Origin of the sequence: Streptomyces sp. HPF1205 (genome assembly GCF_020400825.1) — a bacterium.
Classification (GTDB): domain Bacteria; phylum Actinomycetota; class Actinomycetes; order Streptomycetales; family Streptomycetaceae; genus Actinacidiphila.
Genome location: NZ_JAINVH010000018.1, coordinates 78,413 through 96,035, shown reverse-complemented (window position 1 = coordinate 96,035; position 17,623 = coordinate 78,413). Strand labels below are relative to the sequence as shown.

Sequence of the window (17,623 nt, the reverse complement as noted above, 5' to 3'; positions counted from 1 at the left end):
CGTGCGGGGAGTAGTCGGCGAGCTCGTGTTCCCGCGTGTCGACATTCGGACCACCCCCACGCAAGCGGGGATCAGATCCTGAGCATCGCACGCGCTGCCTCCCTCATCGGAACACCGGCGCAATCGCCACTCGAAGGAGTGATCACCTCGTGAGTACCCCCTACCCGCTCACCGCGATCGTCGGCCAGGACAGTCTGCGGCTCGCCCTGCTGCTGAACGCGGTCTCGCCGGCGGTCGGCGGCGTGCTCGTGCGCGGCGAGAAGGGGACCGCCAAGAGCACCGCCGTGCGGGCCCTGAGCGCGCTGCTCCCCGAGATCAGCGTGGTTCCGGGGTGCCGTTTCGGTTGCGACCCCGCCTCGCCCGATCCTGCCTGTCCTGATGGGCCGCACGGGGCCGCGGTCCAGGGCGAGTCCCGCCCCACGAAGCTCGTGGAGCTGCCCGTCGGCACCTCGGAGGACCGGCTCGTCGGCGCGCTGGACATCGAGCGGGCGCTGACGGAGGGCGTGAAGTCCTTCGAACCGGGCCTGCTGGCCCATGCCCACCGCGGCATCCTCTACGTGGACGAAGTCAACCTCTTGCACGACCACTTGGTCGACGTCCTGTTGGACGCCGCGGCCATGGGCGCCAGTCACGTCGAGCGGGAGGGCGTCTCCGTGCGGCATGCGGCGCGGTTCCTGCTCGTCGGGACCATGAATCCCGAAGAAGGCGAACTGCGACCTCAATTGCTGGACCGCTTCGGATTGACCGTCGAGGTGACCGCCCCGCGAGAGCCCGAGCAGCGTGTGGAGGTCGTCCGGCGGCGCCTGGCGTACGACGCCGACCCCGCGGCGTTCGCGGCGCGCTGGGCGGACGAGGAGCAGGCGCTGCGCGGGCGGATCGCGGCGGCCCGGTCGCTGCTGCCCGAGGTGCGGCTGGGCGACGGGGCGCTGCGGCAGATCGCCGCGGTCTGCGCCGCCTTCGAGGTGGACGGCATGCGCGCCGACATCGTGACGGCCCGCGCGGCGGCCGCGCTGGCCGCGTGGGCGGGACGTACGGTCGTCCTCGCCGAGGACGTACGGCGGGCGGCCCTGCTGGCCCTCCCCCACCGGCGCCGCCGCAACCCCTTCGACGCGCCCGGCCTCGACGAGGACAAGCTGGACGAGACGCTGCGGCGGGAGCGGGGCACGGACCCCGACGACGACCCCGACCCCGGCCCGGACGACCCTGGCCCGGACGACCCCGGCCCGGACGGCGGCCCCGAGGGAGGCGGCCCCGGCGGCGGCCCCGGCGAAGGCCGCGACGCGGGCCCTGTCGGCCTTGAGGGAGGAGGCGGCCCCGAGAGCCCCGGGGACGGCGGGCAGCCCCCTCGTGGCGACCGTACGGCCGGCCCGGAGGGGAGCCGGGACGCCTCGCGCGGGTCCGCCTCCGCCGGGCAGCGGCCCGCCGCGGCCGCGGACCCGTACCGCACCCGGCCGCTGACCGTGCCGGGCCTCGGCGAGGGCACGGCGGGGCGCCGCTCGCGCGCCAGGACGGTGTCGGGCCACGTCACCGGGTCCCGGCGGCCGCGCGGCGGCGACCGGCTGACCGCGCTGCACCTCGCGGCGACGGTACGGGCGGCGGCGCCGTACCAGATGGCGCGCGGGCGCCGCGGTCCCGGACTGGTGCTGCGCGGCGGCGACCTGCGGCAGGCGGTCAGGGAGGGCAAGGAGTCCAACCTCGTGCTGTTCGTGGTGGACGCCTCCGGTTCCATGGCGGCCCGGCAGCGGATGGGCGCGGTCAAGGGCGCGGTGCTGTCCCTGCTGCTGGACGCCTATCAGCGGCGGGACAAAGTCGGCCTGATCACGTTCCGGGGCGCCGGGGCCGAGTTGGCGCTGCCGCCGACGTCGTCGGTGGAGGCGGGCGCCGCGCGGCTGGAGAAGCTGCCCACCGGGGGCCGCACGCCCCTGGCCGCCGGGCTGCTGACCGCCCATGAGGCGCTGCGGGTGGAGCGGCTGCGGGACCCGGCGCGGCGCCCGCTGCTGGTGGTGGTCACCGACGGCCGGGCCACCGGCGGCCCCGAGCCGGTCGCGCTGGCGGCCCGCGCCGCCCGCCTGCTGGGCGCGGCCGGCGTCGCCTCGGTGGTCGTGGACTGCGAGTCGGGCCCGGTCCGGCTGGGTCTGGCCGGCGCGCTCGCCCGGGACCTGGGCGGGATCGCGGTCACGCTCGGCGAATTGCGCGCGGACACGGTGTCCGCGCTGGTGAAGGACGTACGGAGGGCAGCCTGATGCCGCAGGGACAGCCGAGCGCGGTACCGGACGACGGGCTGACCACCCGTCAGCGCCGCAACCGGCCGCTGACGATCGTGCACACGGGCGCCGGCAAGGGCAAGTCGACCGCCGCGTTCGGCCTGGCGCTGCGCGCCTGGAACCAGGGGTGGCCGGTCGGGGTGTTCCAGTTCGTCAAGTCGGCGAAGTGGCGGGTCGGCGAGGAGCGGGCGCTGCGCGTGCTGGGCGACTCCGGCGAGGGCGGCACGGTGGCCTGGCACAAGATGGGCGAGGGCTGGTCGTGGGTGCAGCGCACGCCGGGCAGCAACGAGGAGGCGGCCCGCGAGGGCTGGGCGCAGGTCAGGCGGGACCTGGCCGCCGAGACCTACCGGCTGTACGTCCTGGACGAGTTCGCGTACCCCATGCGCTGGGGCTGGGTCGACACCGCCGAGGTCGTGGCCGTCCTGCGGGAGCGGCCCGGCACGCAGCACGTCGTGATCACCGGCCGCGAGGCGCCGCGGGAACTGGTCGACGCCGCCGACCTCGTCACCGACATGACGAAGGTCAAGCACCCCATGGACGCCGGTCAGAAGGGCCAGAGGGGCATCGAGTGGTGACCGCCGCCGTCCCCCGCCTGGTCGTCGCGGCACCCGCCTCGGGCAGCGGGAAGACGACCGTGGCCACCGGCCTGATGGCCGCGTTCCGTGCCGCGGGCCTGGCCGTCTCGCCGCACAAGGTCGGCCCCGACTACATCGACCCGGGTTACCACGCCCTGGCCGCCGGCCGGCCGGGCCGCAACCTGGACCCCTACCTGTGCGGCCCCGAGCTGATCGGGCCGCTCTTCCGCCACGGCGCCCGCGGCGGTGACCTCGCGATCGTCGAGGGGGTCATGGGCCTGTACGACGGCGCGCACGGGCAGGGCGAGCTCGGTTCCACCGCGCAGGTCGCCAAACTGCTGCGGGCCCCGGTCGTCCTGGTCGTCGACGCCTCCGCGCAGTCCCGTTCCCTGGCGGCCCTCGTCCACGGCTTCGTCACCTGGGATCCCGGCGTCCGTGTCGGCGGCGTGATCCTGAACAAGGTCGGCTCCGGCCGGCACGAGGCCGCCCTGCGCGAGGCCGCGGCCGAGACGGGCGTCCCGGTCCTCGGCGTACTCCCCCGTACCCCCTCCCTGACCGTCCCCTCCCGCCACCTCGGGCTGGTTCCGGCTGCCGAGCGCCGGCCCGAGGCGCTGGCGTGGGTGCGCGACCTGGCCGCGCGGGTGCGGGAGTCCTGCGACCTTCCCGCCCTGCTGGCCCTGGCCCGCACGGCCCCGCCGCTGGACGGCGGGGAGTGGGACCCGCGGGCGGCGGTGCGGCCGGACGGCGCCGGGCGGGGCGACCGCCGGGACGGGCCGGTCGACCGCCGGGACGGGCCGGTCGTCGCCGTGGCCGGCGGAGCCGCCTTCACCTTCGGTTACGCCGAGAACCGCGAACTGCTGGAGGCCGCCGGGGCGCGGTGCGTCCCCTTCGACCCGCTCCGGGACGAGGCCCTCCCGGAGGGCACCGCGGGCGTCGTCATAGGCGGCGGCTTCCCCGAGACGTACGCGAGGGAGCTGTCCGCGAACGAGGCGCTGCGCCGCCGTGTGCGCGCCTTCCGGGGGCCGGTGGCGGCGGAATGCGCCGGGCTGCTGTACCTCACCCGCGCCCTGGACGGCAGTCCGATGTGCGGCGTCCTGGACGCCACCGCCACGATGACCGACCGCCTGACCCTCGGCTACCGCGAGGCCGTCGCGCTGGGCGACAACGTCCTGGCGGCGGCCGGCACCAGGCTGCGGGGCCACGAGTTCCACCGCACCCGCGTCATGGCGGAGGGCGGGACGGAACCGGCGTGGGGCCTGACCGCCTCGGCCCCTGGGGGCGCCCGCGCCCGACGCCGTACGGAAGGCGTGGTGCGGCGCAACGTGCACGCCTCCTACCTGCACGTCCACTGGGCCGGCGCACCCTATGTCGCGGCCCGCTTCGTAGAGAGGTGTGCCGTATGAGCAGCCCTGTGCCCGGGCCGGCCGCCGCACGTGCGGCGGCCGGAGCCGCGCCCGCGCGGCTGACCGGCGTCGGTGTCGGCCCCGGTGACCCCGAACTCGTCACCGTCAAGGGCGTGAACGCCCTGCGTGCGGCGGGCGCCGTAGTCGTGCCGGTCATGGCCGCGCCCGACGGGACAGCGGCGGGCGGGATCGGCCGCGCCGAGGCGACCGTACGCCATTACGTCGACGCCGGCCGCGTCGTACGCGTCGTCTTCGCCCTCAACGAGCGCGCCGACCGGGCCCGCCACGAGGCCGCCTGGGACGCGGCGGGCGAGACCGTCGCCGAACTGCTGCGGCGGCACGGCACGGTGGCGTTCGCCACGATCGGCGACCCCAACGTGTACTCGACGTTCACCTACCTGGCCGCCACGGTCAGGTCGCTGCTCCCCGCCGTCGCCATCGCGACGGTTCCCGGCATCACCGCGATGCAGGACCTGGCCGCGCGCAGCGGCGCGGTCCTGACCGAGGGGGCGGAACCGCTGACGCTGGTGCCGGTGACGGCCGGGTCCGCGGTGCTGAAGGAGGCGCTGGAGGGCCCTGGCACGGTCGTCGCCTACAAGTTCGGCCGGCTGGCGGACGAGGTCGCGGCGGCGCTGCGGGCCACCGGGCGGACCGAGGGCGCGGTGTGGGGCAGTTCGCTGGGGCTGGCGCAGGAGGCGATCCGCCCGGCCGCGGAGCTGCCCGGCGGCCCCCTGCCGTACCTGTCGACGCTGATCGCGCCGGCGCGCCGCACGGGCCGCGGGGGGAAGCTGTGACGGGGCGGGCCAAGGTCACGATCGTCGGCGCGGGTCCGGGCGCGGCCGACCTGCTGACGTTCCGGGCGGCGCGGGCCATCGCGGAGGCGGACGTCGTCATCTGGGCGGCGAGCCTGGTGCGGCCCGAGGTGCTGGAGCACGCCCGCCCGGACGCGCTGGTCCTGGACTCGGCGGCGATGTCGCTGGAGGACGTGGTGGCCGTCTACGAGCGTGCGCGGCGCGAGGGGCTGCGGGTGGCGCGGATCCACTCGGGCGACCCGGCGCTGTGGGGCGGCACGCAGGAGCAGGTGGACCGGTGCGCCGAGCTGGGCGTCGAGGTGGAGATCGTGCCCGGCGTGTCGTCGTTCTCGGCCGTCGCGGCCGCCGCCGGACGCGAGTTGACGATCCCGGAGGTCGCGCAGTCCGTGGTGCTGACCCGGCTGGGCGGAGGGAAGACGCCCATGCCGCCGGGCGAGGAGGTACGGGAGTTCGCGCGGCACGGCACCACCATGGCGGTCTTCCTGTCCGCCGCACGTTCCGGCCGGCTCGCCGCCGAGCTGCTGGAGGGCGGCTACCCGGCCGACACGCCCGTGATCGTCGCCCACCAGGTGACCTGGCCGGAGGAGGCGCTGGTGCGCTGCACGGTCGGGACGCTGGAGGAGACCGTCAAGGCGCACAAGCTGTGGAAGCACACGCTGTTCCTCGTCGGGCCCGCCCTGTCGGCGTCCGGGACGCGCTCGCACCTGTACCACCCGGGGCACTTCCACGGTTTCCGGCGGGCCGATCCCGCCGCCCGCCGCGAGTTGCGGACCCGCCGTGGCTGACCGTTCGATCACCGTGATCGGTACGGGGACGGTGCCGGGCGGCGCCCCGCCGCCCGTCGCCGGAGCCGACCTCGTGGTGGGCGCCGCCCGGCACCTGGCGGCGGCCGGCCTTCCGCCGGGTGTGCGCCAGGTGGTGCTCGGACCGCTGGCGCCCGCCCTCGACGCCGTCGCCGAGCACGTGGCCGCCGGCCGCCGGGTGGCGGTGCTCGCCTCGGGCGACCCCGGGTTCTTCGGGATCGTACGGGCGCTGGGCGCGCGGTTCGGCGCGGCGGCCCTGGACGTGCGCCCGTCGGTGCCGTCGGTCGCCGCGGCCTTCGCCCGGGTCGGGCTGGGCTGGGACGACGCCGTCGTGGTGAGCGCGCACGGGCGGGACGCGCGGACCGCGGTCAACGTCTGCGCGGCGCATCGCAAGGTGGCCGTGCTGACCGGCCCGGGCGCGGGACCGGCCGAACTCGGCGGGGCGCTGGCGCGTACCGGCGTCGCCCGCACCCTTTTCGTCGCCACCGGGCTGGGGGGCGAGGGCGAGTCCGTGGTGCGGGTCTCCCCCGCCGAGGCGGCGGGCCGGGCGTGGGGTGACGGGGTGTCGGTGGTGCTCAGCCTCGGCGGGCCGCAGGAGTCGTGGACCGCGCCGGCCGCCCGGGTGCTCGCCGGGCCCGCGGGGCCGCCGGCGCAGTGGGCGCTGCCGGAGGACGCCTTCGAGCACCGCGACTCGATGGTCACGAAGTACGAGGTGCGGGCGCTGGCGCTGGCCCGGCTCGGCCCGCGGCCGGGCGAACTGGTGTGGGACGTCGGGGCCGGTTCGGGGTCGGTGGCCGTGGAGTGCGCGCGGCTGGGCGCCGCCGCGGTCGCGGTCGAACGCGACCCCGAGGGCGCGGACCGGGTCCGCGCGAACGCGGCCGCGCACGGGGTCGACGTCCAGGTGGTGTGCGGGACCGCGCCCGGCGCGCTGGCCCCGCTGGCCGAGCCCGACGCGGTGTTCGTCGGCGGCGGGGGCGCGGCGCTCGGCGCGATCGTGGCGCACTGCGCGCGAGTGGTGCGGCGCCGGGTCGTGGTCACGCTGGCCGCGGTGGACCGGGTGCGGGAGGTGCGGCTCGCCCTCGCGTCGGCGGGGCTGGTCACCGACGGCACCCTGCTGCAGTCCTCCCGGCTCGCCCCGCTGCCCGGTGACGTCACGCGGCTTGCCGCCGCCAATCCCGTCTTCGTCCTGTGGGGCACCCGTCCCCGCGCCTTCGCGTCGAAAGGAACTCCCCTGTGATCGGCCTGCTCTGGGCCACGGCCGCCGGCCGCCGGGGCTGCGAACGGCTCGCCGCCGCCCTCCCCGAACCGACCCGGCGCTACGACGGCCCCCTCGGCGAGGCCGTCCCGCGCGCCTTCGCCGAGTGCGACCGGCTCGTCCTCTTCCTGGCGACGGGCGCGGCCGTACGGCTCCTCGCGCCTCTCCTGGCGGGCAAGGACACCGACCCGGGCGTCGTGACCGTGGACGAGGCCCACACCTTCGCCGTCGCGCTGCTCGGCGGCCACGCGGGCGGCGCGAACTCCCTGGCGGGGGCCGTCGCGGACGTCCTCGGCTGCGCGCCGGTCGTCACGACGGCGACGGACTCCTCCGGGACTCCCGCGCTCGACACGCTGCCCTACCCGGTGGAAGGCGCGGTGGCCGCGGTCACCCGTGCCCTCCTGGACGGCTCCCCCGTCCACCTGCGCGAGGACGCGATCTGGCCTCTCCCCGCCCTCCCCGTGATCGCCCACCGGCCGGGGACGCGGGGGGACGCCGCTCCCCCCGGCCCCGCCGCGACGGCGGGAAGCGGGACGACGTGGACCGGCGGTGCCGAACGCTTCGCGCCCGCGACCGCCGCGGCAGCCCGGCCCCACCAAGGACCGGGAGCGTCCGGGGACGGCCGGTCCCCGGGCCCCACCGCGGGCGGGACGGCCGCCGGTGGCGACGGGGGCCGCCCACAGGAAGACGCCGAGCCGCTCGTGTGGGTGACGGACACCGTGAAGCCGCGCGCCGCGCGCACCGTGTTCGTACGGCCGCCGTCACTCGTGGTCGGGGTGGGGGCGAGCCGCGGGGCCGGCGCCGCGGAAGTGCTCGGGCTGGTGCGCGAGAGCCTGGCGGGCGCCTCGCTGTCCGTCAGGAGCGTGAGCGCGCTGGCCACCGCGGACGCCAAGAGGGACGAACCGGGCATCGTGGCGGCGGCCGAGCGGCTGGGGGTGCCGCTCGTGACGTTCGGGGCCGCCGCGCTCGCGCGGGTGGCCGTGCCGAACCCCTCGGACGCCCCGCTGCGGGCGCTCGGCACCCCCTCGGTGGCGGAGGCGGCCGCGCTGCTCGCCGCGCGCGGCGGCGAACTCGTCGTGGAGAAGCGCAAGTCGGCGATGGCCACGGTGGCCGTCGCGCGCCGTCCGCCGCGCGGGCGCCTGGCGGTGGTGGGGCTCGGACCGGGGGCCAGGGACCTGATGACGCCCAGGGCGGAGCGGGAACTGCGGGCCGCGTCGGTCGTGGTGGGGCTCGACCAGTACGTGCGGCAGATCGAGGACCTGCTCCGCCCGGGGACACGGGTGCTGGCCTCGGGGCTCGGCGCCGAGGAGGAGCGGGCCCGTACCGCCGTGGCCGAGGCGCGCGCGGGCCACGCGGTGGCGCTGATCGGCAGCGGCGACGCCGGGGTGTACGCGATGGCCTCCCCCGCGCTGGCCGAGGCCGCGGACGACATCGACGTGGTGGGCGTGCCCGGGGTGACCGCGGCGCTGGCGGCGGCCGCGCTGCTCGGGGCGCCGCTGGGCCACGACCACGTGTCGATCAGCCTCAGCGACCTGCACACCCCGTGGCCGGTGATCGAGCGCAGGGTGCGCGCGGCCGCCGAGTCCGACCTGGTCGTGACGTTCTACAACCCGCGCAGCCGCGGCCGGGACTGGCAGTTGCCGAAGGCCCTGTCGATCCTGGCCGGGCACCGCGCGCCGGACACGCCGGTGGGCGTGGTGCGCGCCGCGTCCCGCCCCGGCGAGCGCACCGTGCTCACTACCCTCGCCGGACTCGATCCGGACACCGTGGACATGGTGACCGTGGTGACGGTCGGCAACACCGCGACCCGTACGGTCGCCGGCCGCATGGTCACCCCCCGCGGCTACCGCTGGCAGCACAACCTCGCCGAGGAGGCCGAGTGAGGCGCACGGTCCATCCCATCGAGCGGGAGTCCTTCCGCATCCTGCGCTCCCGCCTGGACACCTCCGCCTTCCCGCCGCTGCACCGCGCGGTCGTGGAGCGGGTGGTCCACGCGAGCGCCGACCTGGACTACGCCGCCGACCTGGTCACCGAAGAGGCCGCGCTGCGGCGCGGGCACGAGGCGCTGCACAGTGGGGCCCCGGTCGTCGCCGACGTGGAGATGGTCGCGGCCGGGATCACCGCGCGGCGGGCCGTGTGCCGGCTCGCCGACGCGGCCCCCGGCCCGGGCCTGACCCGCAGCGCCCACGCGGTGCGGCTGGCGTACGAGCAGGTGGGGCCGGGCGCGGTCTGGGTGGTGGGCTGCGCCCCGACCGCGCTGGAGGAACTCGTCGCGCTGGACGCGGCGCCCGCCCTGGTCATCGGCATGCCGGTCGGCTTCGTGGGCGCCGCGGAGAGCAAGGCGCGCCTGCGGGCGTCGGGCCTGCCCGCGGTCAGCAACATCTCGGAGAAGGGCGGCTCCGCGGTGGCCGCCGCCGCTCTCAACGCGCTCGTGTACACCGCGTACCCCCTTGAGGAGAACGACCTGTGAACCCGCCCGCACTCCTGCTCGTCGGCCACGGCACCCGCGACGAGGCCGGCGCCGCGGCCTTCCGCGCCTTCGTCGAGAGCCTGCGCGCCGCCGACCCGGCCCTGCCGGTGGGCGGCGGTTTCATCGAGCTGTCCGCGCCGCCGCTGGCGGAGTCGGTGGCGTCCCTGGTGGCCCAGGGGGTGACGCGGTTCGCCGCGGTGCCGCTGGTGCTGGTGTCCGCCGGGCACGCCAAGGGCGACATCCCGGCGGCGCTGGCCCGCGAGGAGCGCCGCCACCCGGGCACGTCCTACGCGTACGGCCGCCCGCTCGGCCCGCATCCGCACCTGCTGACCGTCCTGGAGCGGCGGATCGACGAGGCCCTGGCGGGCACGGACCGGGCGGACGCCACGGTGCTGCTGGTGGGCCGCGGCTCGACCGACCCGGACGCCAACGCCGAGGTCTTCAAGGTGGCCCGGCTGCTGTGGGAGGGCCGCGGCTACGCGGGCGTGGAGACCGCGTTCGTGTCGCTTGCCGAGCCGTCGGTCCCGGCCGGCCTGGAGCGCTGCCGGCGGCTGGGCGCCGAAGGCCGGGGACCCGTCGTGGTCCTGCCGTACTTCCTGTTCCCCGGTGTGCTGCCGGACCGGGTACGGGACCAGGCACGCGAGTGGGCGGACTCGCACCAAGGCGTGGACGTGCGGTGCGCGGACGTACTGGGGGCCGAGCCGGAACTGGCCGCGCTGGTGCGCGAGCGGTACCGCGAGACCCTGACGGGCGATCTGCGGATGAACTGCGACAGCTGCGTGTACCGGGTGAAGCTGCCGGGCTTCGAGGAGCGGGTGGGCATGCCGCAGCAGCCGCACCACCACCCGGACGACCCGGGGCACGCGCACGGCCACGGCCCCGGCCACGATCACGATCACGGCGCAGGTCACGGCTCCGGCTCCGGCACCGACACCGGCACCGGCACCGGCACCGGCACCGACCACGGCACCGGTCATCACCATGCGCACACCCACTGACGCCGGCCGGTACGACCTGCGCTTCCACGGCGACGCGGAGGTCGGCGACGGCCTGGTCGACCTGGCCGTCAACGTCCGCGCGGGCACGCCGCCGCCGTGGCTGCGCGAGCGCATCGCCGCGTCGCTGACCGCGCTGGCCGCGTATCCGGACGGCCGGGCCGCGCTCGCCGCGGTCGCGGCCAGGCACGGCAGGCCGCGTGAGGAGGTGTTGCTGACGGCGGGCGCGGCCGAGGCGTTCGTCCTGCTGGCTCGGGCGCTGCGGCCGCGCCGGGCCGTGGTGGTGCACCCGCAGTTCACCGAGCCCGAGTCGGCGCTGCGCGACGCCGGGCACGAGGTGGAACGGGTGGTGCTGCGGGCCGCGGACGGCTTCCGCCTGGACCCCGCCGCGGTGCCGCGCGACGCCGACCTGGTGGTGGTCGGCAACCCGACGAACCCGACGTCGGTCCTCCATCCCGCCGCGCTGGTACGGCGGTTGGCCCGGCCGGGCCGCACGCTGGTGGTCGACGAGGCGTTCATGGACGCGGTGCCCGGCGAACGGGAGTCGCTGGCGGCCGACCGGGACGTGCCGGGGCTGGTGGTGCTGCGCAGCCTGACCAAGACCTGGGGACTCGCGGGCCTGCGGATCGGCTACGCGCTGGCCGGCCCCGAACCGGTCGCCGCCCTGCGGCGGGCGCAGCCGCTGTGGGCGGTGTCCGCGCCGGCGTTGGCGGCGGCGGCCGCGTGCATGGAGCCGCGGGCGCTGGCCGAAGCGGCGGAGGCGGCCCGCGTGTTCACCGCCGACCGCGCCTACCTGGTGGACCGCCTGCGCGACCTGCCCGGCGTGGAGGTCGCGGGCGACCCGCCGGCGGCGCCGTTCCTCCTGCTGCGGCTGCCGGACGCGGCGAGGGTGCGGGGCACGCTGCGGGCGCTCGGTTACGCCGTCCGGCGCGCCGACACCTTCCCCGGGCTCGGCCCCGAATGGCTGCGGATCGCCGTCCGGGACCGCCGTACCACCGACGGCTTCGTCAACGCGCTGGCGACGGCGACCGCGGACCACTGACCGGGCCGGGCCCCCGGCGGGGACACCCGGCCCGGGTGGGCCCGGCGGGCCGCTACGAGGCGACGCCGAGCGCCGTGAGGTCGACGCCGCCCAGCACCTGGTGCTCGTAGACGTTGGTCAGGTGCGGGCCGCGGTAGACGAGGTAGCGGAGGTAGACCAGCGGCACCATGGTGGACTCGCCCATCACCAGCTTGTCGATGTCCTGCCAGTCGGCGGCGGCCTTGGCCGGGTCCGTCTCGGAGTCGGCGGTGTCCACCTCGCTGTTGATCCGGCTGTCGTCCAGGCCGGAGTAGTTGTTCTCGCTGCCGGGTTCGACGAGGGTGCGCAGGAAGCCGCCGCCGGTCGGCCAGTCGGCTGCCCAGCCGGTGAGCACCATGCCCCAGTGCTTGGCCTTCAGCGCGGTGGGCGACAGCAGGGCGGAGTAGAAACTGCTGGGGTCCACGGCCTGGATCTTGACGGTGATGCCGACCTTGGCCAGGGACTGCTGGATCGACTCCATCGCCCGCTCGATCCTGGTCACGCCGCTCGGCCCGGCCAGGGTGACGGTGAAGCCGTTCGGCTGCCCGCACTTGGCCAGGTTCTTCTTGGCCTCGTCGGGGTAGGTCAGGCCGACCGAGGTGTTGAACGGGGTGAAGGTCGGGTCGTAGCCGTCGGTGGTCGGGGGCAGGATGGTGGTGGCGACGTCGCCTGCGTACTGCCCGCCGAGCGCCTTGAGGACGTCGGCGCGGTCGATCGCGTACTCCACGGCCCACCGGCACTGGTACCTGTCGAAGGGCTTCTCGTAGGTCTGCAGGCTCAGGTAGCGCGTGGTGCCGCCGAAGACCAGGTCGGTGTCGGCCTTGAGCGACGGGTCGGTGAGGATCCTGGTCTGCGTGGCGTCGCTCAGCGCGGAGCCCTGGATGTCCAGGTCGGCGCTGCCGCCCAGCAGGGCGTTCTCCACCTCGTCCTGGCTGTCGTAGTAGGTGAGCCGGATGGTGTCCGGCAGCGCCGAGTGGACGGTGTCGGTGGCCTGCTTCCAGTACGGGTTGCGCACCATCACCAGGGACTTGCCGGGGGTGTAGCTGCTGACCCGGTACGGGCCGCTGCCGACGGGGTGCTTCTCGAAGTCCTTGCCGCCGTCGCCGTCGGCGGACTGCGGGACGGGCGCGCCGATGGACAGCGCCAGCACGTAGCGGAAGTCGGCGAAGGGCTTGGCGAGCGTGAACTCGATGGTGGTGGCGTCGGGCGTCCGGACGCTGCGCAGCCCGAGCTTGTTCGGGTCGCTGTCCTTGTACGGACCGGGGTAGTGCTGGCCCTGGTCGAGCAGGTCCACGAAGTGCGAGGGGCCGCCGGGGAACACGGTGCGGTCGAAGGTGCGCTCGATGCCGTACTTGACGTCCTCGGAGGTGACGGCCTCGCCGTTGTCGAACCGCAGCCCCGGCTTGAGGTGGAAGGTCCAGGTCAGGCCGTCGGAGCTGACCTCGCCGGTGTCGGTGGCCAGGTCCGGGACGAGGCGGCGGCCCTTGTCGCCGGGGGCGGGCGCGTAGTCGACGAGCTTGCGCAGGTAGAGCCGCTGGACGTTCCACGACGCCTGGTCGTACGTGGCGGCCGGGTCGAGCAGGTTGGTGGCGCCGCCCACGGACGCCAGCCGCAGCGTGCCGCCGCGCTGTGTGGAGGGGCGGACGACGCCGGCGAGACCGCCGTCGTAGCCGCTGCCCTCCTTGCCGCCGTGCAGCGTGAGGGCGGCGTTCCGCACGGTGGTGGGGCTGTGGGTGGGGCTCGGCGTGCCGCCGTGGCCGCCGATCGGGGCGAAGGCGAGGGTGACGGAGACCGCGGTGGCGGCGACGGCCACGCCCGCGCCCGCCGCGATCCAGCGGCGGCGCCGGCGCCGGGCCGGCGGGACGGCCGGGGTCCCGGCGTTGGAAGGCGGCGGGGTGCCCGGCAGGTAGGGCGGCGGCAGCGGCACCTGCGGGGCCCGGGAGTACGCGGGGTGCTCCGGCTGGGCGGGCCGGGGCGGCGGAGGCGGGGTGGCGTCGCGTACGGCGCCGGGGGCGGCGGGAGTCGCGGGACCGGCGGGCGCCGGGGCGGCGGAGGGGCCCGACGGCGGCGGCGTGCCCGGCGCGGCGGCGGGCAGGGAGGGGAGCCTGGCGCCGACGCCGTAGGTGAAGCGCGGGTCGGCCGGCCGCTCCCCCGAGGTCCGGGCACCGCCCGGGTCGTGCCCGCCCGCCGTCTGCCCGCCGGGCGGGGGCGTACCGCCGGACTCCCGTGCCTGGCCGGGTACGGAGCCGGGCCGGGGCAGGCCCTCGGCCGCCGGGCCGCCGAGGGTCTCCGGGCCGGCCGTGACGAGCCAGGCGCGCAGCCGGTCGCGGTACGCGGCGGCGTCGGCCGGCCGGTCGGCGGGGTCCTTGGCGAGCGCGGCCAGCACCAGGTCGTCGAGTTCCCGGGGCACCCGCCGGATACGGGAGGACGGGGCGGGCGGCGGGGTGTGGACGTGCCAGTACATGAGGTTGAGCGGGTTGCCGTCGGTGAACGGCGGCTTGCCGGTGAGCAGTTCGGTCAGTACGCAGCCGACGGAGTAGACGTCGCTGCGCGGGTCGACGTCCTCGCCGTTGATCTGCTCGGGCGACATGTAGCTGGGGGTGCCGATCGCCGAGCCGGTGGTGGTCAGGCGGGCGTCGTTGTCCAGGACGCGGGCGATGCCGAAGTCGGCGACCTTGACCGCGCCCGCGGTCGTGATCATTACGTTGGCGGGTTTCACGTCGCGGTGCACGGTGCCGTGGCTGTGCGCGTGGGCGAGCGCGTCCAGGATGTCGCAGGTGATGCGGACCGCCCGCGCGGGCTCCAGCGGGGCCTGGGCGCGGACGAGGGCGGCCAGGGTGGTGCCCTCGACGTACTCCATCACCAGGTAGGGGATGACGCTGTCGCCGTCGCGCACCTCGTCCTGGTCGTGGACGGTGACGATGCCCGGGTGGTTGAGGGCGCCCGCGGCCTGGGCCTCGCGCGCGAACCTGCGCCGCGCGTCGGGGTCGCTGGCCAGTTCCGGCAGCAGCGTCTTGACGGCGACGGTGCGGCCCATCCGCGTGTCGCGGGCCCGCTGCACCCGGGCCATCCCGCCGGAGCCGAGCAGCTCCGCAAGCTCGTAGCGACCCGCGAAAAGCCCGTCAGCCATTCCCCGCCCGTCCCTGCGCCCGCCCCGGCGCCTCATCCGGTCCGTCCCCCCGCCCCCGCGGACGGCGAACGCACGTCAACCCCTGCGCACGGACGATGCGTTGCCGTGCGTAGGGAAAGCGTAAGGGGCGGCACCGACGGGGGTGCCGCCCCGGGTCCTGTCGTTACACCGTTGTGGCGATCACGAGACGATGTCTCACGCCTCGGGACGGGAGGCCGCCCGCGCCCGGCGCCGGCGGCCGGACAGCGCGATGGCTCCCGCCCCGGCCGCCATGAGCCCGGCGGCGGCCGGTACGAGGTAGGGCAGGGCCCCACTGGCGCCGGTGTGGGCCAGGTCGCCGCCGGTCGCGTAACCGTCGCCGCCGGTCGCCGTGGTGCCGGCGGAGGCCGGCGTGCCGGTGCTTCCGGTTCCGGTGGTTCCTGCTCCCGTGGTTCCTGCTCCGGAGGTTCCCGTGCCCGCCGTCCCCGTCCCGCCGGACGCCGTGGCGCCGGTGGACGAACCGCCGCCGGACGCGCCGCTGGTGGAGGCGCCGCCCGAGCCGCTGCCGCCCGAGGCCGAACCGCCGGACGCCGAGCCGGAGGTGGAGCCGCCCGAGGTCGGGCCCGCGGTCGAACCCGCGGTGGAGCCCACCGTAGATCCGCTCGTCGATCCGCTCGTCGATCCGTTCGTCACGCCGCCCGTCGAGCCGCCCGCCCGCGGGGTGCGGCAGGTGGCCTGGACCAGGGTGACGTCGCCGGAAACCTTGGCCACGCCCAGGCGGGCCGGGTCGAGACGGACGCCCAGGTGGAGTGCGGTGGCCGCCGCGGTGGTGGAGGTGGTGGCGGTACGGGTGAGGTCGAGCCGGACCCTGCCGACGCCCGGGACCTGGACGTCGGTCGGGCCGTCCGCGTGGAGTGCGACACGGCGGCCGAGGACGGTGACCCCCGCGAGCGTCGAGGACGCGGTCGGGTGGTGGCCGGCCCTGCAGGTGGCGGTGGCGGTGAGCACGTCCGCCCTGACCAGGGCGAGCAGCGGCAGCCCCGGGACGTGGACCTGAACGTCGGCCAGTTCCGCGTGGCCCCGCGCCTGCCGCGTGTCCGCGGTGGCCTCGGCCGTGGCGGCCTTCGCCCGCAGCAGGCTCACCGGGCGCCCGCCCTGCACCCCGCGGCCCACGGTCACGGTGAGCGCGGTCTCACTGGCGTCGGCGGGCGCGCGCACGTCGTCCAGCGACGTGTCCACGGGCACGTCCGCGGTCCCGCCGAGCAGCGACACGTCCAGCGAGGCCCGCAGGACCGCGGCGGTCGACGTGCCGCCGCCGTACGCGGCGTCCGGCGCCGCCTGCGCCGCGGGTACGGCGAGCGCCCCCGCGGCGGCGGCCAGTGCGGCGGCCCCGGCGGCGAGGGCCGAACGGCGTGCGGGCAGGCGGAAGGTGATGGTGCGGTACACGGTGGTGGAACCCCCACGAAGGACACGGCGTCCCGGGCGCGGCACTGAAGGGGACAGCGGCGCCGGGAACTTGACCCGGCCATATTTACGCACTGACGGTGAACGCACGGCTACGCGCCGCCAGTTCACCCATAAGGGTGGTTTCCCGCAGCTTTCACCGAGCTGCGGGCAGTCCTCGTCCCGCTGGTCGTCAGGTCGTGGTCGTCAGGAGGTCGTCGGGAGGTCGTCGGCACGCCGTCAGGCACGCCGTCAGGCCACGATCGCGCCGCGCAGGACGATCCGCCTGGGCGCGAGCAGCACGCCGACGTCCTCGCGCGGGTCGGCGTCGTAGACCACGAAGTCCGCGGGCGCGCCCTCCGCCAGGCCCTCGCGGCCGAGCCAGGTCCGCGCGCCCCAGGTGGCGGCGGACAGCGCGGCCTCGGTCGGCAGCCCGGCGCGGACGAGCTCCCCGACCTCGGCGGCGATCAGGCCGTGGGCGAGGCCGCCGCCCGCGTCCGTACCGGCGTAGACGGGGATGCCGGCGTCGTACGCGTCGCGGACGGTGTCGAAGCGGCGGGCGTGCAGGCGGCGCAAGTGGTCGGCCCAGCGCGGGAACTTGGCCTGGCCGCCGTCGGCGAGCCGGGGGAAGGAGGCGATGTTGACCAGCGTCGGCACGATGGCGACGCCGTGCTCGGCGAACAGCGGGATGGTCTCGGCGGTCAGGCCGGTGGCGTGCTCGACGCAGTCGATGCCGGCGTTCACCAGGTCGGCCAGGGAGTCCTCGGCGAAGCAGTGGGCGGTGACGCGGGCGCCCTCCTCGTGTGCGGCGGCGATGGCCTCGGCGAGGGCGCCGGCCGGCCAGCAGGGGGCCAGGTCGCCGGCCTCGCGGTCGATCCAGTCGCCGACCAGCTTGACCCAGCCGTCGCCGCGCCGGGCCTCCCGCCGGACGTAGGCGGTCAGGTCGCCGGGTTCGATCTCGTGGGCGTAGTTGCGGATGTAGCGGCGGGTGCGGGCGATGTGCCGGCCGGCCCTGATGATCCTCGGCAGGTCCTCGCGCTCGTCGATCCACCGGGTGTCGCTGGGCGAGCCGGCGTCCCGGGCCAGCAGGGCGCCGGCGTCCCGGTCGGTCAGCGCCTGCTTCTCCGCGGTTTGGGCGTCCACCGCGCCGTGCGCGTCCAGGCCGATGTGGCAGTGCGCGTCCACCAGCCCGGGCAGCACCCAGCCGGTGACGGTGCCGGCCGGCTCCGCGGCCGGCCGCTCGTAGGTGACCCGCCCGCCGACCACCCACATCTCGTCGCGGACGTCCTGGGGACCGGTCAGGATCCAGCCCTTGATGTGCAGCACTTCGCGTTCGGCCATGCACGGAACTCTACGAGCCGCGGGCCCGGCAGAGGAGCGGGCGTGGGCGGACGGACGGACGGGCGGACGGACGGACGGACGGGCGGGCGGACG

The 17,623-nt window shown here is 76.5% G+C and carries 13 protein-coding genes; 10 read left to right on the top strand and 3 right to left on the bottom strand.

The window, feature by feature from the left end; genetic code table 11:
* Positions 1–149: 149 nt before the first annotated feature.
* The 10 genes from K7G61_RS21290 to cobC are packed head-to-tail and all read left to right on the top strand — an operon-like array spanning position 150 to position 11,619.
* A complete protein-coding gene (locus K7G61_RS21290) occupies positions 150–2,243 on the top strand; it encodes a putative cobaltochelatase (RefSeq protein ID WP_225848515.1) in 2,094 nt (697 codons plus the stop codon).
* Complete coding sequence (gene cobO, locus K7G61_RS21285) at positions 2,243–2,839, top strand: cob(I)yrinic acid a,c-diamide adenosyltransferase (protein WP_225848514.1); 597 nt, start codon at positions 2,243–2,245, stop codon at positions 2,837–2,839. The genes K7G61_RS21290 and cobO overlap by 1 nt, the downstream gene beginning before the upstream one ends.
* Positions 2,836–4,242 carry a cobyrinate a,c-diamide synthase gene (locus K7G61_RS21280; RefSeq protein ID WP_225848513.1) on the top strand — a complete coding sequence of 469 codons (1,407 nt, stop codon included), beginning with the start codon at positions 2,836–2,838 and terminating at the stop codon, positions 4,240–4,242. Before cobO ends, K7G61_RS21280 begins: the two co-directional genes overlap by 4 nt.
* Positions 4,239–5,036, top strand: coding sequence for a precorrin-2 C(20)-methyltransferase (cobI, locus tag K7G61_RS21275; RefSeq protein ID WP_225848512.1), 798 nt, complete (start codon positions 4,239–4,241; stop codon positions 5,034–5,036). The genes K7G61_RS21280 and cobI overlap by 4 nt, the downstream gene beginning before the upstream one ends.
* Entirely contained in the window at positions 5,033–5,839 is an 807-nt protein-coding gene (gene cobM / locus K7G61_RS21270) for a precorrin-4 C(11)-methyltransferase (protein ID WP_225848511.1), read from the top strand. The genes cobI and cobM overlap by 4 nt, the downstream gene beginning before the upstream one ends.
* On the top strand, positions 5,832–7,094 hold the full coding sequence (gene cbiE, locus K7G61_RS21265) for a precorrin-6y C5,15-methyltransferase (decarboxylating) subunit CbiE (RefSeq protein WP_308190675.1): 1,263 nt from the start codon (positions 5,832–5,834) through the stop codon (positions 7,092–7,094). Before cobM ends, cbiE begins: the two co-directional genes overlap by 8 nt.
* On the top strand, positions 7,091–8,995 hold the full coding sequence (gene cobJ / locus K7G61_RS21260) for a precorrin-3B C(17)-methyltransferase (protein ID WP_225848510.1): 1,905 nt from the start codon (positions 7,091–7,093) through the stop codon (positions 8,993–8,995). Before cbiE ends, cobJ begins: the two co-directional genes overlap by 4 nt.
* Complete coding sequence (locus tag K7G61_RS21255; RefSeq protein WP_225848509.1) at positions 8,992–9,582, top strand: precorrin-8X methylmutase; 591 nt, start codon at positions 8,992–8,994, stop codon at positions 9,580–9,582. Before cobJ ends, K7G61_RS21255 begins: the two co-directional genes overlap by 4 nt.
* Positions 9,579–10,580 carry a sirohydrochlorin chelatase gene (locus tag K7G61_RS21250; RefSeq protein WP_225848508.1) on the top strand — a complete coding sequence of 334 codons (1,002 nt, stop codon included), beginning with the start codon at positions 9,579–9,581 and terminating at the stop codon, positions 10,578–10,580. Before K7G61_RS21255 ends, K7G61_RS21250 begins: the two co-directional genes overlap by 4 nt.
* Positions 10,564–11,619 (top strand): Rv2231c family pyridoxal phosphate-dependent protein CobC, encoded by a 1,056-nt coding sequence (cobC, locus tag K7G61_RS21245; protein ID WP_225848507.1) that lies wholly within the window; start codon positions 10,564–10,566, stop codon positions 11,617–11,619. Before K7G61_RS21250 ends, cobC begins: the two co-directional genes overlap by 17 nt.
* 52 nt (positions 11,620–11,671) lie before the next feature.
* On the opposite strand, the gene K7G61_RS21240 is transcribed toward cobC, so the two are convergent.
* The 3 genes from K7G61_RS21240 to K7G61_RS21230 all read right to left on the bottom strand — a co-directional run bounded on the left by K7G61_RS21240 (position 11,672) and on the right by K7G61_RS21230 (position 17,530).
* Positions 11,672–14,767, bottom strand: coding sequence for an ABC transporter substrate-binding protein (locus tag K7G61_RS21240; protein ID WP_225848506.1), 3,096 nt, complete (start codon positions 14,765–14,767; stop codon positions 11,672–11,674).
* Positions 14,768–14,962: 195 nt separating this feature from the next.
* Positions 14,963–16,192 (bottom strand): SCO1860 family LAETG-anchored protein, encoded by a 1,230-nt coding sequence (locus K7G61_RS21235; RefSeq protein WP_225848505.1) that lies wholly within the window; start codon positions 16,190–16,192, stop codon positions 14,963–14,965.
* Positions 16,193–16,441: 249 nt separating this feature from the next.
* Positions 16,442–17,530, bottom strand: coding sequence for an amidohydrolase family protein (locus K7G61_RS21230; RefSeq protein WP_225848504.1), 1,089 nt, complete (start codon positions 17,528–17,530; stop codon positions 16,442–16,444).
* Positions 17,531–17,623 lie beyond the last annotated feature (93 nt).